This is a genomic window from Corynebacterium sp. c24Ua_83 (assembly GCF_039907245.1).
Classification (GTDB): Bacteria; Actinomycetota; Actinomycetes; order Mycobacteriales; family Mycobacteriaceae; genus Corynebacterium.
Genome location: NZ_JASBOI010000007.1, coordinates 26,501 through 47,442 on the forward strand (window position 1 = coordinate 26,501; position 20,942 = coordinate 47,442).

Genomic DNA, 20,942 nt, shown 5'->3' on the forward strand with positions numbered 1-20,942 from the left:
TGTGGTTGAGAGCCGGGGGAGCCGCCGGGCAGGGGATCAGTTAGGGGAGAGCCTCAGCGGGGAGTGCGGACGATGGCATGCTCCCCGCTTTTGTTTGATCTATAGGCTCTGCAGGGACAAGCAGCTTTGCCCACTATCTAGCCACCTGAATACTTTTGCTTCAGGCGGGGGCGCGGAGAGCAGTCTATGGGTGCGAGGAATGCGAGCGCAACAGGTGTTGTATACATGCGAAAAGGGGGCGAGAACGAAGTTTCGTTTCCGCCCCCTGGCTATCAAAGCCTGGAGCTTAAAGCTCTAACAGGTCTTAGTTAATGATGCCCTCGTGCTTCAAGTAGTTGCCAACACCGATGATGGCGCTTGCAATGGTGCCAGCGATACCAGCAGCCAGGCCGGCCCACAGAAGTACGCCCCAGCCGGTGAGGTCCTTGCCCTTGGTAGAACCGAAGATCTCAGCAGCGGAGTTCTCCTTGTCCTTGCTCAGGGAGTCGCCGATCTTGGAGCTGAGGGTAACGCCCTTAGGAGCGTCGGTGCCGGCGGTCTCAGCACCTGCAACAGCGGTGCCGGTCAGAGCAACGGAAGAAGCGGTGGCCAGAGCCAGAGCAGCCTTGCGAATTTTCATGGAGGTTCCTTTTCCTATCTTAAGTGGACGTGTGTTGACTTTTGCTTAGCGGTTGATGCCGTAGCGCAGGAAGTTGTAGATCGGAGCAACAATCAGGCCGAAGACGCTGATTGCGGCGGTGGTGATGAGCAGGCTGTCGGCAACCTTGGCCCACATCGGGGTACGTGCCTTGATCTCCTCGTTGTTCTTCCAGCTTTGGGAGCCGAAGATGTCCTGCCCCTTCGCCGGCTTATCCCACTCCAGCTTGTCGTTCGGGTCGATCGTCTTGCGGAGCTTGCCCAGGGAGCCAGCGAGGTTCGGCTTCTCGCCAGTCTTAGCGGAGCCCTGAGTCTGCTGCTGGGAGCCCTGGTTGCCCTCGGTCTGAGCAGAAGCAACGGAAACGCCGGAGATGGCAACGGTGGTAGCGGTAGCAACAGCCAGAGCTGCGTTACGGAACTTACGCATCTGAAATGCCTTTCTGTAAGTGTGAGTGGTTCGAAGTCAAGGACTTCGCTTAAGCTTCTCTTGGCTCCTTGATCGCCACTAGCTCTTTCATAAGAGATTCCGGCTGTGAAGCTGTAGAAACGCTGGCAAGTCCTAACGGATAGCTACTTTAACAGGGGTTTTAATGTTCCGCTAAGCGAAGACGAGGTTTTCTCGGTGATATGGGTTACTCATGGTCGAGCGCTAGGGAATGCTTCCTGAATTCCACGTCATTTCCCCAGGTATACGCATAAAACTATGTCGATATGAACCTCTTGCACCCCTTTCGCCTCGGGGGTGAATTAAGGGGGTGTAAGAAGTCGCGCCTCCCGGAGATGCCCAGGAATTAGGGTAGGGCTTGACTATTCGGTGCATAGTCGCGCCTTAGTTTTTGTTCACCTGCACTTAAGCCCCGTTAACCTAAAACTGCCCGCAAGATCACCTGAAGGTCACTTCCTGTTCATCTGGCAATTGTAAATTTGCCTGCTATGCGTATGACAGTGTTTGGAACCGGATACCTTGGCGCAACCCACGCCGCCTGTATGGCCGAAATGGGCCACGACGTGCTCGGGGTCGATGTCGACCCGGAGAAAATCCAAGCTCTCTCCGCAGGGCGCGTCCCCTTCTTCGAGCCCGGCCTGCCGGAGATCCTCACTCGCAACATCGAAGCCGGCCGCCTGCGCTTCACTACCGACTACGCCGAAGCCGCCGAGTTCGCCGACGTCCACTTCATCGGCGTGGGCACCCCGCAGCGCAAGGGCTCCTATGCCGCGGACACCACCTATGTAAATGCCGTCATCGAAACGCTCGCCCCACTGGCCAGCGGCAACCACACCATCTTCGGCAAGTCCACCGTCCCAGTCGGCACTGCGCACGAGCTGCAGCAGAAAGCGGATGAGATCGTGGCGGCGTCCCCAAACGAAGCCCGAATCACCATCGCGTGGAACCCCGAGTTCCTGCGCGAAGGCCACGCGGTGAAAGACACGCTGCACCCCGACCGCATCGTCCTCGGACTCGGCGGCGATAGCTCCAACAGCGACGATCGCGCCGAGCAGCAGCGCGTAGAGGACCTCGCTCGCGAAATCTACGCCCCCGCACTCGAGGAGGGGACGCCCTTCCTGGTGATGGACCTGCCGACCGCGGAGCTGGTCAAGGTCTCTGCGAACGCCTTCCTGGCCACCAAGATTTCCTTCATCAACGCGGTCTCGGAGCTATGCGAGATCGTCGGCGCGGACGTCACCGCACTCGCCGACGCGATTGGCATGGACGACCGCATCGGGCGCAAGTTCCTCGGCGCCGGCCTGGGCTTTGGTGGCGGTTGCCTGCCGAAGGATATTCGCGCGTTCATGGCGCGTGCAGGTGAGCTCGGCGCTGACCAGGCGCTGACGTTCCTTCGTGAGGTGGACGCCATCAACATGCGCCGCCGCGAGAAGACAGTAGAGCTGGCGCGGCAGACGCTGGGCGGTTCCCTGATCGGCCGGAACGTGACGGTCCTCGGCGCGGCCTTCAAGCCCAACAGCGACGACGTGCGCGATTCCCCGGCCTTGGCCGTGGCCGGTTCGCTGTCCCTGAGCGGTGCGAACGTCACCGTGTACGACCCGCAGGGCATGGACAACGCCGCGAAGATCTTCCCCACGCTGACCTACGCGCCGAACGTAGAGGAAGCGCTCGAAGGCGCGGAGATCGTGATCGTGGCAACCGAGTGGAAGCAGTTCCAGGAGCTCGACCCGGTAGCCGCCCGCAAGCTGGTGGCCGGGGACAACCCCACCGTGCTGGACGGCCGCAACTGCCTGCCGCGCAAGGAATGGGAGGCCGCGGGCTGGAACTTCCTGGCGCTGGGGCGGGGTTAGTACACGGCTAGCTGGCTGCGCACAGCCCCACACCCGCTAGGCTATAGAGCGTGTTACTTTCAGACCGAGACATCCGCGCCGCCATCAACTCCGGCGAGCTGACGATCGACCCCCACGACGATCAGATGGTCCAGCCATCCAGCATCGACGTGCGCCTCGACGGCCTGTTCCGCGTGTTCAATAACTCCAAGTACACGCACATCGACCCGAAGCAGCCGCAAGAGGAACTCACCACTCTGGTGGAAGTCCCCGACGACGAGGCCTTCATCCTGCACCCCGGCGAGTTCGTCCTGGGCGCCACCCTGGAATGCTTCGGCATCCCCGCCCACCTGGCTGGCCGCCTAGAAGGAAAGTCTTCCCTGGGGCGCCTGGGGTTGCTGACGCACTCCACAGCCGGGTTCATCGACCCGGGCTTCACCGGGCACATCACCCTGGAGCTTTCCAACACCGCTAACCTGCCCATCGCCCTCTACCCGGGCATGAAGATCGGCCAGCTGGCACTATTCACCATGACTAGCCCGGCGGAAGCCCCCTACGGCAGCGGCGCCCTGGGCTCCAAGTACCAGGGGCAGCGCGGCCCGACGCCCTCCAAGGCCTACCTGAACTTCCAGAACTAGCTGGGGCGCGAGGTGGCGTCGCTAAGAAAAACAGCTACTGCCGGTAGCTAGCCAGGAAGTTCCCCAAGCGCTCGATCGCGGCACGCAGATCCCGCGCCCAGGGTAGCGTGACCACGCGGAAGTGGTCCGGGGTCGGCCAGTTAAAGCCCGTGCCCTGCACCAGGTGAATCTTCTCCGAGCGCAGAAGGTCGAACATGAACTTCTCGTCGTCGTGGATCTCGTGCACGTTCGGATCCAGGCGCGGGAAGGCATACAGCGCACCCATCGGCTTCACGCAGCTCACGCCCGGGATCTCGTTCAGCGCCTCGTAGGCGGCGTTGCGCTGCTCCAGCAGGCGCCCACCCGGCAGCACCAAATCGTCGATGGACTGGCGGCCGGAAATAGCCACCTGGATCGCATGCTGTGCCGGTACATTCGGGCACAGGCGCGTGCCCGCCAGCACATTCACGCCCTCGATGAAGCCCTTTGCATGCCCCTTCGGGCCGGTAACCACCATCCAGCCGGAACGGTAACCCGCCACGCGGTACGCCTTCGACAGGCCGTTATAGGTGATGCACAGCAGGTCCGGGCACAGGGAAGCAATGTTGATGTGCTGGGCGCCGTCGTACAGGATCTTGTCGTAGATCTCGTCGGCCAGGATCAGCAGCGAGTGCTCGCGCGCCACGTCCACGATCTGCTGCAGGATCTCGCGGGAGTACACCGCGCCCGTCGGGTTATTCGGGTTAATGACCACAATGGCCTTCGTGCGCTCCGTGACCTTCGCCTTGATGTCCTCGATGGAGGGCATCCAGTCGTTCTCCTCGTCGCACAGGTAGTGCACGGGGCGGCCACCGGATAGCGACGTGGAGGCGGTCCACAGTGGGTAGTCCGGGGAGGGGATCAGCACCTCGTCACCGTCGTTGAGCAGCGCCTGCATCGTCATGGTGATCAGCTCGGATACACCGTTGCCCAGGTAGACATCCTCGACGTCGAACTGGGGGAAGCCGGGGATGACCTCGTAGCGGGAGACGATCGCGCGGCGGGCGCTGATGATGCCCTTCGACGTGGAGTAGCCCTGCGCCGTCGGCAGCGCGGTGATCATGTCCCGCATGATCACATCCGGCGCCTCGAAGCCGAACACCGCGGGGTTGCCCGTGTTGAGCTTCAGGATGCGGTGCCCGTCGGCCTCCATCCGCTCCGCCTCGGTGTTCACCGGGCCGCGAATTTCGTAGAGGACGTTTTGCAGCTTCGTCGATTGATCCAGCGTGCGCAGTTCGCTTGGGCGTTTGGGGGTACTCATTCTCCCCATTGTGCCATTGTGGCTGCTATTTTTATAGTTTTTTAACGACGCCCCCTCGCGGTTCGACCGGTCGAGGTGTGGCTGTCGGGTGGGCTAGTTGTTGCCCGGGGCGGGGTTGTCCTCGGGCTCCGTGGCGCCATTGCCAGCACCGTTGCCAGGGCCATTGCCGTTGTTGCCGGTGCCGGGGGAGGGGTTGCCGCCGGCATCTCCGCCGATGCCGCCGGGGCGAGGGGTGCCTCGGTTGGGCTGGCTAGGGCGGGGCTCGTTATCGCGTGGCGAGCGAGAGGGCTTCGTGCTGCTAGAGGGCTCGGATTCGGACTCGGATTCGGTGGAGGCTTCTTCCTCCGTCTGCACGGGCTCTTGGGGTGCGTAGTAGTTCTGGTTGCCGCCTCCGTAGCCGGGACCCGCGTCCGGGGTTGGCGGCGTTTCGTCGTCATCGTACTTTCCGGTGGTGGTGGGCTTGGGGTACGAGGGATTCAGCTGCTCAGTGTTGCTAGAGCTTCCGGGGGCGCCGGTTTCCGTGGAGCGCATGGTGGTGAAGGCGCCGACGGCGACGATGATGGTGGCGATCAGGCCCAGGGTGAGCACCCAAGCCCAGAAAGGCATGATCCCGAAGAATTTCCGGAGGCCGGACTTTGGCTTTTCTTCTTCCTCTTGTTCGTCTTCTCCAGGGTTGGCCGAATTATCGGCTGAGGTATCGGGGTTTGCCTGGGTTTCCGAGTTGGTGGGGTTCTCCTGGGCTTCCGGGGTATTGGGGTTAGCGGCCGTGCCCGAGGTTTTGCCAGCAGCCGCGCCACCAGCGTTTAGGTCAGAGTCGCTGACAGCCTTCATCACGGAGGTTTCTTCGGCGTCGCTGACGGGCTTCCCCGAGTTGAGGGGGTTGTTCTTGTCGTTCGAATCAGCGTCAGTCATGGAAACCTACCTCTATCTGTGGGCGTGAGGCTTGTGCGCGCGGGCTCTTTCTATGAGATTTCATTCTAGAATATTGTGCGCCTTGGGTACATTCCCAGCCCCGGGATTGGCCGGAGGGCGGATGTCTCAAATCTTCCACGCTGTTTTTATAACTATTCCATGTGTGCAGGTCAAAGAGCTTTGACGGTTCCGTCATTTCAGTGAAAAACGTCGAAAATGGAAGATTTGGGACATCGCGCTGGTGGCGAAAGCAATAGCGGCGGCAGATCCAGCGTGTTGCTGGATCCGCCGCCGCTATTCAGCGTGCGAGCTAGTCGCTTTTACTGTGCACCTGGTGCGCCGGGAGCACCCGGAGCGCCGGGGACGATGTTGGTCAGCTTGATCGGACCGCCATCGTTGGCCGGCTGTGCCGGTTGTGCTGGCTGAGCCGGAGTGTCTTCTGCCGGAGTTTCCTCGGCCTGCTCGGTGTCAGCCTGCTCGGCCTTAGTCTCCTCGGCTTCGGTCTGCGGCTCCTCGGCGGGAGCCTCTTCCTCAGCGGGTGTCTCGGCCGGAGTCTCAGCCTGCTGATCCTCCGCCGGAGCTGCCGGAGCTGCCGGAGCTGCAGGAGCCGGGGCACCCGGTGCGCCCGGAGTAGTGGCTGTCAGCTTGATCGGACCGCCATCCTGTGCGGGCTGAGCAGCCGGAGCTGCTTGCTCCGCCGGTGCAGACGGAGCAGGAGCGGCCGGTGCTGCCTGCGGGGCCTCAGCTTCAGCGGACTCGGTTGCAGCCTCGGTCGGTGCGGCTTCCTGTGCCTCTGCCTTGTCCGAGTCATCGGAAGCAGCGGCAGCAGCAGCGCCTGCGCCCGCTGCGGCGGCGCCTGCACCAGCGGCGGCAGCCGGAGCTGCAGGAGCACCCGGGGCACCCGGTGCGCCCGGAGCGGTGGCGTTCAGCTTGATCGGGCCACCATCCTGAGCCGGCTGTGCAGCCGGGGTTGCCGGAGCTGCTTGCTCAGCCTTCGGAGCCTCTGCAGACTTGTTGGACTCGGCAGCCGGAGCAGCAGGCGCTGCCGGAGCGCCCGGGGCAGCAGGTGCGCCCGGAGCTGCCGGGGCGCCAGCGGAAGGTGCCGACGGAGCAGCCGGAGCGCCCGGGGCAGCAGGAGCACCCGGAGCGGCCGGAGCACCAGGAGCTGCCGGGGCGCCGCCAGCCTTCGGTGCTTCCTGAGAGTCGTCAGACTTTGGTGCAGCCGGTGCACCCGGAGCTGCAGGAGCGCCCGGGGCGGCAGGCGCGCCAGCAGAAGGTGCAGACGGGGCGGACGGAGCGGAAGGTGCCGACGGTGCGGAAGGTGCCGACGGAGCACCCGGAGCGCTTGGCGCACTCGGGGCAGCCGCAGCAGCACCCGCAGCAGCACCCGCAGCGGCAGCGCCGCCAGCAGCAGCCGCGCCACCAGCGGCGGCAGCAGCTTCCTTCTTCTTCTTGGCTTCTTCAGCCTTGCGCTTCTTTTCCTCGGCAGCCTTCTTCTTGGCTTCTTCCTCGGCCTTGCGCTCGGCTTCCTCGCGGGCCAGCTTCTCCTCGTCTACCCAGCCGCGCTCAGGCGCAACCAGGAACTCCGGAGACTTCGGTGCCGGCAGCTCGCCGTCCACCAGGACGGACTCGCGGAACATCTGGGCGATATCCAGAACCTGGGTACGGTCTGCCTTGTTCTCGATCTCGGACTGACGGTTGTTCACACCGTCGGTCATCATCGTCTTACAGAACGGGCAGCCGATGGCGATGGCGTCTGAGCCGGTGGCCAGAGCCTCGTCCGTACGGTTCAGGTTGATGCGCTCGCCCAGGTGCTCTTCCATCCACATGCGAGCACCACCAGCACCACAGCAGAAGCCGGTATCGCGGTTGCGTTCCATCTCCACCAGGTTGGCGCCGGAAGCGCCGATCAGCTCACGCGGGGCCTCGAAAACCTTGTTGTGACGACCCAGGAAGCACGGATCGTGGTAGGTGACCTGACGGCCGTTCTGCGGTGCAGATACTGGCTCCAGGCGACCCTCGCGGATCAGCTTGTTCAGCAGCTGAGTGTGGTGGACGACCTGGTAGTTACCGCCCAGATCTGGGTACTCGTTGCGCAGGGTGTTGAAGCAGTGTGCACAGGTCACAACAATCTTGCGCTGCTTCGGCGGCACACCCTCGAAGGCGTTGTCCAGGATCTCGATATTCTGCTCTGCCAGCATCTGGAAGAGGAACTCGTTACCGGCGCGGCGGGCGGAATCGCCAGTGCAGCCCTCGCCCTCGCCCAGCACGGCGAACTTCACGCCGGCGGTGTACAGCAGGTCAGCGACAGCACGGGTGGTCTTCACAGCGTTGTCGTCGTACACGCCCGCACAGCCGACCCAGAACAGGTACTCGGTGTCGTCGAAGTTCTCGATGTCCTCGCCGAAGACTGGCACCTCGATGCCGTCTTCCTTGGCCTTCTGGATCCAATCGGAGCGCTTGTTGTTGTTTTGGCCCCACGGGTTGCCCTTGGTCTCCAGGTTCTTGAACAGGCCACCCAGCTCGGTCGGGAAGTCCGACTCAACCAGCACCTGGTAGCGGCGCATGTCGACAATGTGGTCGATGTGCTCGATGTCCACCGGGCACTGTTCCACACAAGCACCACAGTTGGTGCAGGACCACAGCACGTCGGGGTCGATAACACCCATCTCGCCCGCAGCAACCAACTGCAGCAACGGCATGTCCGCGTGGGCGTCAACAGATGGATCGTCCAGAACGGCAGTGTCGGTGGCGCCTTCGCCGGAGAACATGCCACCTGCGTGAGCCTCGTCCCTACGGGCGGCCTTCAGGTACGGTGCGGACTCGATGGCGTGGTCGCGCAGGTTGGTGATCAGCAGCTTCGGGCTCAGCGGCTTCGCGGTGTTCCAAGCAGGGCACTGCTCCTGGCAGCGGCCACACTCGGTACACGAGGTGAAGTCCATCCAGCCCTTCCAGGTGAAGTCGTCGATCTTGCCAACGCCGATCGAGTCTTCCTCCGGGTCTGCGTTTTCCATGGTCAGCATGCGGCCACCGGAGGTCAGCGGCTTCGCTGCGCCCAGTGCGTTGCGGCCGTCGGCGTTGCGCTTCAGGAAGATGTTGAAGAACGCCATGAAGCGGTGCCAGGCAACGCCCCACTTGATGTTCATGCCGACGATGAACAGCCAGATCATGCCGGACAGCAGCTTGATCAGCGCGAAGATGGAGACCAGCAGCGGGGATTCCGGCAGGATCTTGGCCAGCTGCATGGTGAAGAAGTCGGTGGCCGCATGGCCGCCCTCGTAGCTGGCGAAAGTGGCGATCTTGGATGCCTTCACGAACATCATGCCCAGGCCCTCGATCAGCACGACGGCCTCAACGAAGTAAGCCGCGCCGGAGTTGGAGCCGTAGAAGCGGGCCTTCTTGTCCTTGTCGCCGATCTTCTGGCGAATGATGATCAGCGTGATAATACCGATGACGGTGCCCAGGCCCAGCAGCTCGTCCACGAAGTGGTACACGGCCCAGTCACCGATGATGGGCCAGCCGCCTTCAGGGTTGAAGATCTGAATGTAGGCCTCGAACCACACCATGGCTCCCAGCAGGAAGCCGACCATGACGAGCCAGTGGGCGATTGCCACGCCCGGCTTCTTGGCCATCTTGGTGTGACCGATGATCTCCTTGATCAGGTTCATCAGTCGGCCGGCGGGGTTATCTGTCCTCTTCAGTGCCGGTTGGCCCAGTCGGATCGTGGTAAAGATCTGCGCCGCGCCGCGGATGAAGAACACCCAGGCGGGGAGGGATAGCAGTGCGCCAATTATGCCCAGTGGGACGGTTATGCCCCAGGGGATATCGGATGACGTCGCCTGCCCTGCTGCCAGCAGGTACATGTGAAGCTCCTCGCAAGTCCAGTTATGTATGAAGTAATTACTTACTGGGGCAGATTATCAGGGAGTGGGGCTTTATTTGAACTTTTCTAATTCCGGGCGGATCTGGCGCGAACCTGGGGTGGACCTAGCGTTGACCTGCCGAAATAGGCAACATTCGTGTTGCTTAAATGCGGCTGGCGATCCCGATCTGCTCGCGCCTCGCCGCCTTGCCCGTGCGGGTGTTGCCGAGGTGGTACATGTGTTGCTCGCCACGCGCGACGTTGATGGTAGCGGTGAGTCCTTGTTCCTTTATTGTTGACGCCCACTCCTCCATGTCCGGCAGTGAAATATCGCGGTCGCCGCAGTAGAGCGCGATTTCGGAACCTCCGAAAGCTGCCCGGAGCTGGTTGGCGGTGAGGTGCAGCGGGCTCACCCGCGGATCCTCCGTGGGGATCTCGCCCGCCCACAGCGCGCCCTGGCGGCGCAGCTGCACGGGGTTGAGGATTGCATCTTTCGGCTCAAACTCGGGGATGCGCGGGTTGGCGAGGTCCATGTCCAGCCACGGGGCATTCAAGATGAGGCGCGCCGGTGGCTCTAGTTGTTGGGTGTGCTCGGGGGTAGTAGCGAGGGCGGACAATGCCAGCCCGCCGCCCGCTGAATCCCCAATAATGGTGATGCTTTTGGCACCATGTTCCGTCACCAGTTGCTCGTAGCAGCGGCGGATTAGCGGCAGTGCCTCCGCGTGGTTGTGTTCGGGCAGTAGTCCGTAGAGGGGGATGTCCACCCGCACGCCCGCGTCCGCCAGCTGGGCGACGAAGTCCCAGTTGCGTTGCTTGATCGGGTTCACGAACCCGCCGGGCAGTACGTACAGCACGGACTTTGTTGCCGCTTGCGCGGGGGAGAGCTCCTTAATCGCTGCGGTGTGCGGGTCGTAATCTCCCGTGTCGCCCGCGCCTCCAAACTCCATGGGTGCTACCGAGTAGACGGTGAATTCGCCGGAATCGCCCTCTGTGCGTTCGCTGACGGCAAAGTGTTGGCGCAGGGAATGCGGCGGTTCGGCTGGGGCGGGAGGGGTGGAGGAGGTGGCGTCATTACCCGTTCCGGAAGAACGGCCAACCAGGCGTTTGAGGAAAGACATGGGCACAATTCTAGCTTTTTTAAAAAAAGTTGAGCCGAGTGGGAACAACTTTGAGCAGGGATGAGTTGGAAGGGGTGTGAGTAAGTTGAGCGAGACAAGCTCAAGTCAGCTTGACTAGACGCGAAAAACGCGGATACTGGTTGGCAGAGACGGGTGAAGTTGAGTCCGTTCGACTAAGGCTCGATAGATTTTATTCGCCCCAGAAGTAATAGGAGGAACTGATATGGGACGCGCAGTAGGAATTGACTTGGGCACCACCAACTCTGTGGTGTCTGTACTGGAAGGCGGCGAGGCAAAGGTTATCGCCAACTCCGAGGGATCCCGTACCACCCCGTCCATCGTGGCTTTCGCCAAGAACGGCGAGGTGCTGGTTGGCCAGTCCGCTAAGAACCAGGCGGTAGCCAACGTGGATCGCACCATCCGCTCCGTCAAGCGCCACATGGGCACGGACTGGAAGGTCTCCATCGACGACAAGGAGTACACCGCCCCGGAGATCTCCGCCCGTACCCTGCAGAAGCTGAAGAGGGACGCGGAGAGCTACCTGGGTGAGGACGTAACCGACGCAGTCATTACCGTCCCCGCCTACTTCAACGACGCACAGCGCCAGGCAACCAAGGATGCCGGCCAGATCGCCGGCCTGAACGTCCTGCGCATCGTCAACGAGCCGACCGCAGCCGCCCTGGCCTACGGCCTGGAGAAGGGCGACAAGGAGCAGACCATCCTGGTATTCGACCTGGGTGGCGGTACCTTCGACGTCTCCCTGCTGGAGATCGGCGACGGTGTGGTTGAGGTTCGCGCAACCGCCGGCGACAACGAGCTGGGCGGCGACGACTGGGATCAGCGCATCGTCGACTGGCTGGCCGACAAGTTCAAGGCAAGCCACGGCGTGGACCTGACCAAGGACAAGATGGCCCTGCAGCGCCTGCGCGAGGCAGCGGAGAAGGCCAAGATCGAGCTGTCCAGCTCCCAGCAGGCCTCCATCAACCTGCCGTACATCACGGTGGACGAGGACAAGAACCCGCTGTTCCTGGACGAGACCCTGACCCGCACCGAGTTCCAGAAGATCACCCAGGATCTGCTGGACCGCACCAAGACCCCGTTCCAGGCAGTGCTGAAGGACGCGGAAATTAGCGTGGACGAGATCGACCACGTCGTGCTGGTCGGTGGCTCCACCCGCATGGTTGCCGTCTCCGAGCTGGTCACCGAGCTGACCAACGGCAAGGAGCCCAACAAGGGTGTAAACCCGGACGAGGTTGTGGCCGTGGGTGCTGCCCTGCAGGCCGGCGTGCTGCGCGGCGAAGTTAAGGACGTGCTGCTGCTGGACGTCACCCCGCTGTCCCTGGGCATCGAGACAAAGGGTGGCGTGATGACCAAGCTGATCGAGCGCAACACCACCATCCCGACCAAGCGTTCCGAGACCTTCACCACCGCTGAGGACAGCCAGCCCAGCGTGCAGATCCAGGTCTTCCAGGGCGAACGCGAGATGGCTGCGCACAACAAGCTGCTCGGCTCCTTCGAGCTGGCGGGCATCGCTCCGGCACCGCGCGGCGTTCCGCAGATCGAGGTCACCTTCGATATTGACGCCAACGGCATCGTCTCCGTCTCCGCAAAGGACAAGGCGACCGGCAAGGAGAACACGATCAAGATCCAGGAAGGCTCCGGCCTGTCCCAGGAGGAGATCGACCGCATGGTCAAGGATGCCGAGACCCACGCGGAGGAGGACAAGAAGCGCCGCGAGGAGCAGGAAGTCCGCAACTCCGCAGAGTCCATGGCATACCAGACCCGCAAGTTCGTCGAGGACAACAAGGAAAAGGTCAACGAGGACACCCAGAACAAGGTCGAGGAAGCAGCCAAGGCTGTTGACGAGGCCCTGAAGGGTGACGACATCGAGGCCATCAAGGATGCAGTGGAGAAGCTGAACGCCGAGTCCCAGGAGATGGGCAAGGCCATCTACGAGGCTGAGGCAGCCGCTGGTGCTGAAGGTGCTGGTGCTGGTGCGGACGCAGGCTCCGCCGCAAACGATGACCCGAACGTTGTGGACGCCGAGGTTGTCGACGAGGACACTTCCGCAGAGGATGATAAGAAGTAATGGCTGAAGATCTGAATCAGGACCCGGGCGCCCCGGAGAACACCGACCCGGAGGCAACCTCGGCCGAAAGTGCCGAAGCTGCCGCTGCGGAAGCCGCGGAGGCGCAGGGTGTGGACGAGGGTCTGGCCGATGCTGAAGCCGCTGCTGCTGATGCTGAGGGCGTCAATATCGACGAGGCCGAAGCTGCCGAGGTGACGGCCGAGGTAGACAACAGCATCGAAGCCGAGCTGGCCGAACGCACCGAGGACCTGCAGCGCGTGACGGCGGAGTACACCAACTACCGCCGCCGCGTGGAGCGTGACCGCGCGAGCGTGATCACCGGCGCGAAGGCCGAGGTGGCCGCCGAGCTGCTGCCGATCCTGGACGACCTGGAAATGGCAGAACAGCACGGCGACCTTACCGGGCCGCTGAAATCCATGTCGGACAAGCTGCAGTCTGTGATGGCATCCATGAAGGTGGAGAAGTTTGGCGAGGAAGGCGACGAGTTCGACCCGAATTGCCACGAGGCCGTGCAGGACACGAGCAGTGGCGACGACAAGGTGCTGGCCACCATCCTCCGCCGCGGCTATCGCCTGGGCGACCGCGTGCTGCGCAACGCGATGGTCATCATCGGCGATCCGCAGTAGTTATTAGGGGTTAGCGCCAGGGGTGGCGTGAGATCCAGAGAGCTTCACGGCTTTTGCTGTGGGGCTCTCTTTTTTGTGTGGTGGGGTGTATTTGTGGGAGGTATCTGTGAAGGGGCAGGTAGGAGCTAAAAACTAGAACAAGTGTTCGATTAATTGAGTTTTTCTTGGAGGGGTTGTCCGGGGCGTTTTCTATGCTAATCGCGTACGGAAAACCACGGCACACGAGCCACGACACACTGGGGACTTCCATCATTGAAGGGGAATGATGTTTGACCAGCCCGCACCACCCGACAGGCCACCACAAGACCCACCGCAAGACCCACCGCATAACCAACCACAAGGCCAACCACAGGGGCCGTTCTGGAAAGTTACCGACCCCACCGACCCGATGAGCGCAGCGATCTGCGACATCAACCGCAACCACGCGCGCCTCGCCTTGGCGTGCACGCCGCACGACGACGAATGCATCACTGACGTGACCACCCGCCTGGGCGCGCGCCTGGGTCTCCCGGAGTTCCGAGTGGTCCAGCTCGTCGACGTCGGAACCACCTTCCGCCGCTTCCCATCGCTGGTGGAGCTGGCGGAAACCGGGGCTTACTCTATCGAGCTGTGGCGGATCGTCGCTCATAGCCTTGTTGCTGTTAGTGACGCCCACATCTCCGCTGTAGAAGCCGATGTCTACACTGCACTTTCACCCACTCGGCCTAACCAGGCGATATTGGGGCAGAGTACGATCCGCCAACGCCTGAAGAAGATCGTCATGGATCACGAGCCTTTGGCCTGCCCGATCGATCCCGCCGAACTAACCTCTCCAGCGGGCGAAGGTACGGATGGCGCAGCCGGGGCAGACGGTACAGATGGCGCAGACGGCACGGGTTCAGACGTAGAGGGCGTCAGTACCGAAGACCTGGCCGTCCTCGGCGCCGCAACGCGGCTAGCTATCGACGACCGGTCGGCCGACTACACCGAGTTCTACCTGACCCTTCCGAAGCTGGAGGCGCTGGAGCTGATCCAGGCGCTCGACAGCGTGAGGAACAAGCAGAATTGTTCCAGGGTGCGGGCGCTTTTGAGTCTGGTGCGGGGGAGTGTGACTGCGGAGGTGAACCTCAACCTGTACCGCCAGGTGGATGCTCCGGAGGCGCAGATCTGGGCCGCCGGCAGCTGGCTCAACCCGCTGGCCACGAAGGAGTGGATGGAGCGGATAACCCACCTGCAGGCCCCGGGGAAGGCCGCTACCGCCGGCTATACCCCGACGCCCCTCATTCGCGCGAGCGTGGAGGGTCGGGATGGGACCTGCCGCTTCCCGGGCTGCGACACCCCAGCGCACAAATGCCAGCTAGACCACGTCAAACGCTTCGTGCATGGCGCCCCGAACGGCGGACCAACCGACACCTCAAACCTCCACTGCCTCTGCGCCAAACACCACAATGCGAAAACGACGGGAGCCTGGGACGTGACCATCAACCCCGACGGGGAGGAAACCTGGACTAGCTTCGGAGACGGCCACACGGTGATCACCACGCCAAACGGCCCGCTGGGAAGAATCACCTTCCGGCACCGAGCAGTGAAGCGAGCGCGGAAGGTGGTGGAGCACAACCAGCGGAAGCAGAAGCGCAACCTGGAGGACGAGCCGCCGTTCTAGGAGCGCAACCGCCGTTCTAGCGACAGCGTTCTAGCGCCGCCGCCCTAGCGCTTGCCCTGGTTGATCCTCTCCATGAGGTACGCCGGGGGCTGGATGTCGATCTCCGCCCTGCCGTCACCTTTCGCCTTGATGTCGGTGAACGTGGTGATCTCAGCCATGTGCGAAAACATCAGGCGTGGGCTCAGCGCGCCCGCCTGCCGCGAGAACTCCTGGGCGGTCACGGCCGCCATCATCTTGACGGAGCCCAGCATGTCGGTGCCTTCGCTCATCTCTCGAACCAGGGTGATGTGGCGATGCGGCGTGGAAAAAACAAGTCCTTCGCTGGGATCGATCTGCGGCAGGTAGCGCTCGAGGATCTCGTTCATGAGCAGGGGTACTGATCCCGCATAGTAAGAGCCGCTTTCGATCGCCCAGAAGCGCTCGTTGGGGCGGTCTTCGCTCGCTCGAACAGGCTGCACATCCAGGCCGGAATCGATCAGCTCCTGCCACAGGTTGCGGTAGCCAATCCGGAACAAGTCCTCAATCGGACCGCGATTGTTCAGCGAACCTGGGCTCAGCGCCAAAACGGAGTTTGGCGTATCCAGAACCAGGTTGATGCACAGGTCATCCGAATAGGGTCGAATTGGCGAATCCGGGTTGAACTCTAGCGCATCCGCCCGCGACTGCTCCGGCAGAAGATCGATCGCCATTAGGCGCGCCCGCAAACGGGAGTAGAACTCCGCATCCGGAAGTGAAAGCAAATCCCGCTCCGAGCTGGCAGCCGGCCCGAGCAGACTATTGACGAAATGCTCTACCAGCACAGGCATATCCCGACCGAAATCCTCGGCATTGGCGCACTGCTTAGTGATGTTCTCGAGCCCCAGTTGCGAACCCTCGCCGTAGTCCGGCGCGGGGAGCCGCCCGCCATAGGGGCCGGGCGTGGGGCCCGGGTAGCTCAGCGGCTTCTGAATGTGTTCGGGCTTGCTGTAGTACACGACCTCGGGCGTGGGGGTTGCGCCGTAGCCCAATTCGTTGAGCGCTTGCACGATCTGCCGAATCAGCGCCGTCGATTGGTGCAGATCCAGGCGGGGCAGCGGCACCGGAGGGTCCTGTGGGCCGGGCTCTGCAAGCGGCGCGCTGGGGCTTGCTGGCGAATTGGGCGCAGGTGCGGTGCCGTGTGGGGTGTCGTGCGATGCGTCATGCGAGCCGAAGAGTCGGCTAAACCAGTTGCGCTTCTTAGGTGCCATGACCCCCACCCTAGCTAGTTTCGGGCTGGCAAGTCTCCAGCAATGCACGCTGCAAGGCCCGAAGTGATGTGGGGAGGGAATAAATACGTGGGGGCGTCGTTAAAGAAGATTAGATAACGAAAGTTCAGCGCGGTAGACTCAAGGTTGAGTATTGATACCCCGCGTGAACAGCGCAGTAACTAAGCGCAGTAAACACAGCGCAATAAGGAAGGAGCGACACATGGCGCACAGTGAATGGGCCGAGAAGGATTATTACAAAGACCTCGGCGTGTCCTCCACCGCATCGGCAGAGGAGATCAAGAAAGCTTATCGCAAGATCGCCCGCGAGAATCACCCGGACGCGAACCCGGGAGACACAGCGGCGGAGGAGCGGTTCAAGAAGGCTTCCGAAGCGTACAGCGTGGTGGGGGACAAGGAAAAGCGCGCGGAGTACGACGAGCTGAAGCAGATGCTTGCTAGCGGAGCCTACTCGAGCTTTGGCGGTGCAGGCGGTACTGGCTTTGGTAGTACTGGCGGCTTTAATGTCTCTGATCTTTTTGGAAATGACGCCACCAGTGGCGGATTCGGTGATGTCTTCGGCGGACTCTTCGGCGATGATCCGACCGCTGGCGCCTCCCGCAGCCGCTTCGGTGGCCGGGGTGGTCGGGCTGGACGCCGCACCCAGCGCAGCCGCGGGGCGGACGTGGAGACGGAGCTGACCCTGGAATTCCGCGAGGCCACCAAGGGCGTGACCGTGCCGATCCGTCTGACCAAGCCCGAGCCGTGTGAAAGCTGCCACGGCTCCGGTGCTAAGGCGGGTACTTCGCCGCAGAACTGCGGCACCTGTAGCGGCAGTGGCATGGTCAGCGAGAACAGGGGAACCTTCGGGTTCTCCCGCCCGTGCGCGGACTGCTCCGGCACTGGCTCGGTGATTAAGGACAAGTGCCCGGATTGCTCCGGCACGGGGCGGACTACTCAGTCCCGCACGATTACCGTGCGCGTGCCTGCAGGCGTGGTCGACGGGCAGAAGGTGCGCCTGGCCGGGCAGGGCTCGGCGGGGCAGCGCGGCAAGCCGGCTGGCGACCTGTTCGTGACGGTGCACGTGAAGCCCGACAAGGTGTTCAGCCGCGACGGTGACGACCTGAAGCTGACCGTGCCGGTGAGCTACCCCGAGCTGGTGCTCGGCGGTGCGGTGACGGTGCCGACCCTGGCCTCCAAGGTGCGGGTGCGCATCCCCGCCGGTACGCAAGACGGCACCACGCTGCGCGTGCGCGGCCACGGTGTGAACAAGCGCAACGGCGCTAGCGGCGACCTGCTGGTGACCGTGAAGGTGGCCGTGCCGAAGAACCTGGACGAGGGTGCGATGAGCGCGCTGCGCAAGTACTCGGAAGAGGAAAAGCGCTCCGGATTCGACCCCCGCGAAGGATGGGAGGGTAACTGATGAGTAACGGCAAGAACGGCGGCGATCGCGAGGTTTTCGTGATTTCCGTCGCCGCGCGGATCACCGGAATGCACGCCCAGACGCTGCGCACTTACGACCGGATGGGTTTGGTGACGCCCCAACGCACCAGCGGCGGCGGCCGCCGCTACTCGCGCGAGGACATTGAGCAGCTGCAGGAGATCCAGCGCCTCTCCCACGAGGAGGGCGTGAACCTGGCAGGCATCAAGACGATCATCGCCCAACAGAACCGGCTGGACGAGCTGGAAGAAGAAAACGCGGCACTGCGCCGCCGCCTGGCGGAGATGCAGGCTCGCGTGGAGCGGGGCGAGGGCGCAGGCGCGGGCGGGCGCTCCCGCGGTGAGATTGTGCACGTCCCGCGCTCTACCTCTGTGGTCCTGTGGGACCGGCAGAAGCGGCGGTAGCTTGTGCTAGCTGCAGCGGCGGTAACTAGAGGCTGATCTGCCCGGTGACGATCAGGTACAAAGCACCGATGGCGGAGGCGACGACGAGGGCGCTGATGATCCACTCGAAGGTGTTGAATACGCGCCCACCGGCCTTGATGCGGGTGGCGACGTAGACCACCAGGCCGGGCACGATCAGCAGCGTGCCGAGCAGGACGAACTGCAGCTCGGCGGCGTACAGCAGCCAGAGGGAGTAGCCGAAAGCCACGGCACTGATGAGCAGGTGCCCGCGGTTGGTCTTCTTGCTGACCTCCGGGCCGGAAATGTCGAACTTTGAGCCGGCGTCCGGGTGCTTGAATCCGTGGCCACGGGTGGCCAGGAACAGCAGGTACAGGCTGGAGAACACGTAAGGCACCAGGTACAGGGACGTGGCCAGCTGCACCATCGTGGTGTAGGTGGATTCGTTCAGGTAGAAGACGATGATGAACGCCTGGATAACCACGGCGGAGAGGAACTGCGAGACGTACGGGGCGCCCATGTCGTTGGTGCGTCCCACTGCCTTCGGCAGCAGCCCGTCCTGAGCCATCAGGGTGATCGGCTCGGCACACAGCATCTGCCAGGAGACGTAGGCGCCCAGCACGGAGATGCACAGGCCGACGGAGATCAGGCCAGCGCCCCACGGGCCGACGACGTGCTCCAGGACGGTGCCCATGGAGTTATCGCCCATCGCGGCGAGCTCCTCGCGGGAGACCACGCCGAAGGACAGGAAGCTCACGGCGGTGAGCAGGAAGAACACGGAGACGAACCCCAGGAAGGTGGCCAGGGAGACGTCCTTGCGGCGGCGTGCGCGCTTCGAGTAGGTGGAGGCGCCCTCCACGCCGATGAAGGCCCACACGGTGAACAGCATCATGCCCTTGACCTGGTCGCCGAGGGAAAGCGCCTGATCCTGGTTCTCGCCGAAGGTGGCGGCGCGGCCCCAGAAGTCGGAGGTGAAGACGTCCGTGTTGAAGCCGACGAAGGCCACCAGCACCAGGAACGCCAGGATCGGCAGGATCTTCGCCACTGTGGTGATGACGTTCATGATCGCCGCTTGGCGCACGCCGCGGGAAAGCACCAGGAAGATTCCCCAGGTAAGCGCCGATACACAGATCGACTGCACCAGAGGATGATCTCTGCCGAAAATGGGGAAGAAGAAGCCCAGGGAGCTGAAGAACAGCGTTGCGTAGCCCACCTGGGCGATGATGGTGCCCAGCCAGTAGCCCCACGCGGAGGCGAAGCCCACAAAGTCGCCCAGGCCGGCGCGCACGTAGGAGTACACGCCGGAATCCAGGTGCGGCTTGCGTAGCGCCAGGGCCTGGAAGACGTAGGCGATGCACAGCATGCCCACGCCGGTGATGCCCCAGCCGATCAGTGCAGCACCCGGCGAGGCGACAGACGCGATGTTCTGCGGCAGCGCGAAAATTCCGGCGCCGACGGTGGAGCCGATGATCAGGCTGACGAGCGTGCCCATGTGGACGGTGCGTGGGTCGTCCTTGACCAGCACTTCAGCAGTGGAGGCCTGCGGGTGATAAACCTTGGCAGCCCCCTGAGTAGATGGGGTACCCCCATTATTAGAGATATTCACGGTTAGTACCGTACAACGTGCTCGTTGGTTAGGCCAACCTGCTGCGGTTTTGTGGCGTTAGCTCTCGCTAGTTGTTCTCGGCTGTGCTCGGCTCCCAACCCAGTGCAGGCGCGACGTGGGTGGCGAAGTTCTTCAGTAGGTGAACATTGGCCTCTACGCCCAGCTGATTCGGGATAGTGAGCATTAACGTGTCGGCCTCGGCCACTGCGGCGTCATTAAGAAGATCCTCGATGAGCTGGTCGGGTTCACCAATATAGGTTCGGCCGAAGGTGGAGCGGTAGCCATCGATCACGCCGAAGTGGTCGCGAGTCATGCCATGGGTGCCGACGATCGCCCGGTCCTCGGCGCTGGTGATGGGGAAGATGCTGCGGGATACGGAGGTGCGCGGGGTCCAGCCGTGTCCGCTGCTGGCGAAGGACTCCTTGAAGACTTGGAGCTGCTGTGCCTGCAGGTCGCCGAAGCTGTCGCCGTTGCTCTCGGTGAGGAGGGTGGAGCTCATGAGGTTGACGCCCACCTGCCCCGCCCACTTGGCCGTTTCGCGCGTGCCCGCGCCCCACCAGACGCGGCGGTCCAGGTTGGGGGAGTGCGGGAGTACGGGGATGGAGGCCCCGGGCTGGTACATGTGCGGGTATTGCTTCTCTGCCGAGGGGGCGGTGGCCATGCCTACCCCGCGGATGGCGGCAAGGTAGCGCAGGAAGTGCTCGCGGGCGATGTCGGCGCCCCGGGGGTCGGTGGAGCCGGTGTGGCCGAAGGCTTCCCAGCCGCGTTCGACGGCCTCGGGGGCTCCGCGGGAAACGCCGAGGGCGATGCGGCCGTCGGCGATGAGGTCCAGCGCAGCGGACTCTTCGGCGAGGTGAAGAGGGTTTTCGTAGCGCATGTCGATCACGCCGGTGCCGACCTCAATGTTCTTAGTGCGGGCGGCGATTGCGGAAAGCAGGGGCATGGGGGGCGGCCTGCTGGGGCGCGAAGTGATGGACGCGGAAGTAGGCGCCGTTCACGCCCAGGCGGTCGGCCTCTACTGCGAGCTCGATCGACTGGTGCAGCATGTCGCGCGCGCTGAGCATGTGCGGATGCGTGGGCTGGGGGTTGAGGGAATAGTGGCCGAAGCTGAGGAATCCGAAGGCTTTCATGGTGCTAATGTACGTCAAGATAGTTGATGTATCAACTAGTTGGGGGGTGGGTTGGATTGGCAGAG

General features: G+C 63.0%; 15 protein-coding genes and 1 pseudogene. 7 read left to right on the forward strand and 9 right to left on the reverse strand.

Annotated elements, in window-relative coordinates:
- Nucleotides 1-304 precede the first annotated feature (304 nt).
- The gene (locus QKE30_RS06335) at nt 305-619 is read right to left on the reverse strand and encodes a hypothetical protein (protein ID WP_239202440.1); all 315 of its coding nucleotides are present in this window, start codon (nt 617-619) and stop codon (nt 305-307) included.
- A gap of 45 nt (nt 620-664) precedes the next feature.
- On the reverse strand, nt 665-1,063 hold the full coding sequence (locus QKE30_RS06340) for a hypothetical protein (RefSeq protein ID WP_239202438.1): 399 nt from the start codon (nt 1,061-1,063) through the stop codon (nt 665-667).
- Between the two features lie 506 nt (nt 1,064-1,569).
- Here QKE30_RS06340 and QKE30_RS06345 point away from each other — a divergent pair.
- Together QKE30_RS06345 and dcd are read left to right on the forward strand one after the other, a co-directional pair.
- Nucleotides 1,570-2,931, forward strand: coding sequence for a UDP-glucose/GDP-mannose dehydrogenase family protein (locus QKE30_RS06345; protein WP_347934363.1), 1,362 nt, complete (start codon nt 1,570-1,572; stop codon nt 2,929-2,931).
- Nucleotides 2,932-2,981: 50 nt separating this feature from the next.
- Entirely contained in the window at nt 2,982-3,548 is a 567-nt protein-coding gene (dcd, locus tag QKE30_RS06350; RefSeq protein ID WP_034984458.1) for a dCTP deaminase, read from the forward strand.
- Nucleotides 3,549-3,582: 34 nt separating this feature from the next.
- Here dcd and QKE30_RS06355 read toward each other — a convergent pair whose 3' ends face one another.
- The 4 genes from QKE30_RS06355 to QKE30_RS06370 all read right to left on the reverse strand — a co-directional run bounded on the left by QKE30_RS06355 (nt 3,583) and on the right by QKE30_RS06370 (nt 10,719).
- Nucleotides 3,583-4,827, reverse strand: coding sequence for a pyridoxal phosphate-dependent aminotransferase (locus QKE30_RS06355; protein ID WP_347934364.1), 1,245 nt, complete (start codon nt 4,825-4,827; stop codon nt 3,583-3,585).
- Between the two features lie 93 nt (nt 4,828-4,920).
- A complete protein-coding gene (locus QKE30_RS06360; RefSeq protein WP_347934365.1) occupies nt 4,921-5,739 on the reverse strand; it encodes a hypothetical protein in 819 nt (272 codons plus the stop codon).
- Nucleotides 5,740-6,059: 320 nt separating this feature from the next.
- Nucleotides 6,060-9,602 carry a (Fe-S)-binding protein gene (locus QKE30_RS06365; RefSeq protein ID WP_347934366.1) on the reverse strand — a complete coding sequence of 1,181 codons (3,543 nt, stop codon included), beginning with the start codon at nt 9,600-9,602 and terminating at the stop codon, nt 6,060-6,062.
- 163 nt (nt 9,603-9,765) lie between these two features.
- Nucleotides 9,766-10,719: an alpha/beta hydrolase gene (locus QKE30_RS06370; protein ID WP_347934367.1), complete on the reverse strand. Its 954-nt coding sequence runs from the start codon at nt 10,717-10,719 to the stop codon at nt 9,766-9,768.
- A 223-nt stretch (nt 10,720-10,942) separates the two neighbouring features.
- Between QKE30_RS06370 and dnaK the strand changes: the two genes are divergently transcribed.
- The 3 genes from dnaK to QKE30_RS06385 all read left to right on the forward strand — a co-directional run bounded on the left by dnaK (nt 10,943) and on the right by QKE30_RS06385 (nt 15,076).
- On the forward strand, nt 10,943-12,808 hold the full coding sequence (dnaK, locus tag QKE30_RS06375) for a molecular chaperone DnaK (protein WP_296107675.1): 1,866 nt from the start codon (nt 10,943-10,945) through the stop codon (nt 12,806-12,808).
- Entirely contained in the window at nt 12,808-13,434 is a 627-nt protein-coding gene (grpE, locus tag QKE30_RS06380; RefSeq protein WP_347934368.1) for a nucleotide exchange factor GrpE, read from the forward strand. Before dnaK ends, grpE begins: the two co-directional genes overlap by 1 nt.
- Nucleotides 13,435-13,822: 388 nt before the next feature.
- The gene (locus QKE30_RS06385; protein WP_347934369.1) at nt 13,823-15,076 is read left to right on the forward strand and encodes an HNH endonuclease signature motif containing protein; all 1,254 of its coding nucleotides are present in this window, start codon (nt 13,823-13,825) and stop codon (nt 15,074-15,076) included.
- Between the two features lie 44 nt (nt 15,077-15,120).
- Here the strand turns inward: QKE30_RS06385 and QKE30_RS06390 are convergent, their stop codons facing one another.
- Nucleotides 15,121-16,302: a hypothetical protein gene (locus QKE30_RS06390; RefSeq protein WP_239316242.1), complete on the reverse strand. Its 1,182-nt coding sequence runs from the start codon at nt 16,300-16,302 to the stop codon at nt 15,121-15,123.
- 220 nt (nt 16,303-16,522) lie between these two features.
- On the opposite strand from QKE30_RS06390, the gene dnaJ reads away from it, so the two are divergent.
- Nucleotides 16,523-17,722: a molecular chaperone DnaJ gene (gene dnaJ, locus QKE30_RS06395; protein WP_347934370.1), complete on the forward strand. Its 1,200-nt coding sequence runs from the start codon at nt 16,523-16,525 to the stop codon at nt 17,720-17,722.
- Complete coding sequence (locus tag QKE30_RS06400; protein ID WP_239316246.1) at nt 17,722-18,144, forward strand: helix-turn-helix transcriptional regulator; 423 nt, start codon at nt 17,722-17,724, stop codon at nt 18,142-18,144. Before dnaJ ends, QKE30_RS06400 begins: the two co-directional genes overlap by 1 nt.
- A gap of 25 nt (nt 18,145-18,169) precedes the next feature.
- Here the strand turns inward: QKE30_RS06400 and QKE30_RS06405 are convergent, their stop codons facing one another.
- Together QKE30_RS06405 and QKE30_RS06410 are read right to left on the reverse strand one after the other, a co-directional pair.
- Nucleotides 18,170-19,666, reverse strand: a complete 1,497-nt coding sequence (locus QKE30_RS06405; protein WP_297667879.1) for an amino acid permease — start codon at nt 19,664-19,666, stop codon at nt 18,170-18,172.
- A 148-nt stretch (nt 19,667-19,814) separates the two neighbouring features.
- Nucleotides 19,815-20,877 (reverse strand): annotated as a pseudogene (locus QKE30_RS06410) (LLM class flavin-dependent oxidoreductase).
- Nucleotides 20,878-20,942 lie beyond the last annotated feature (65 nt).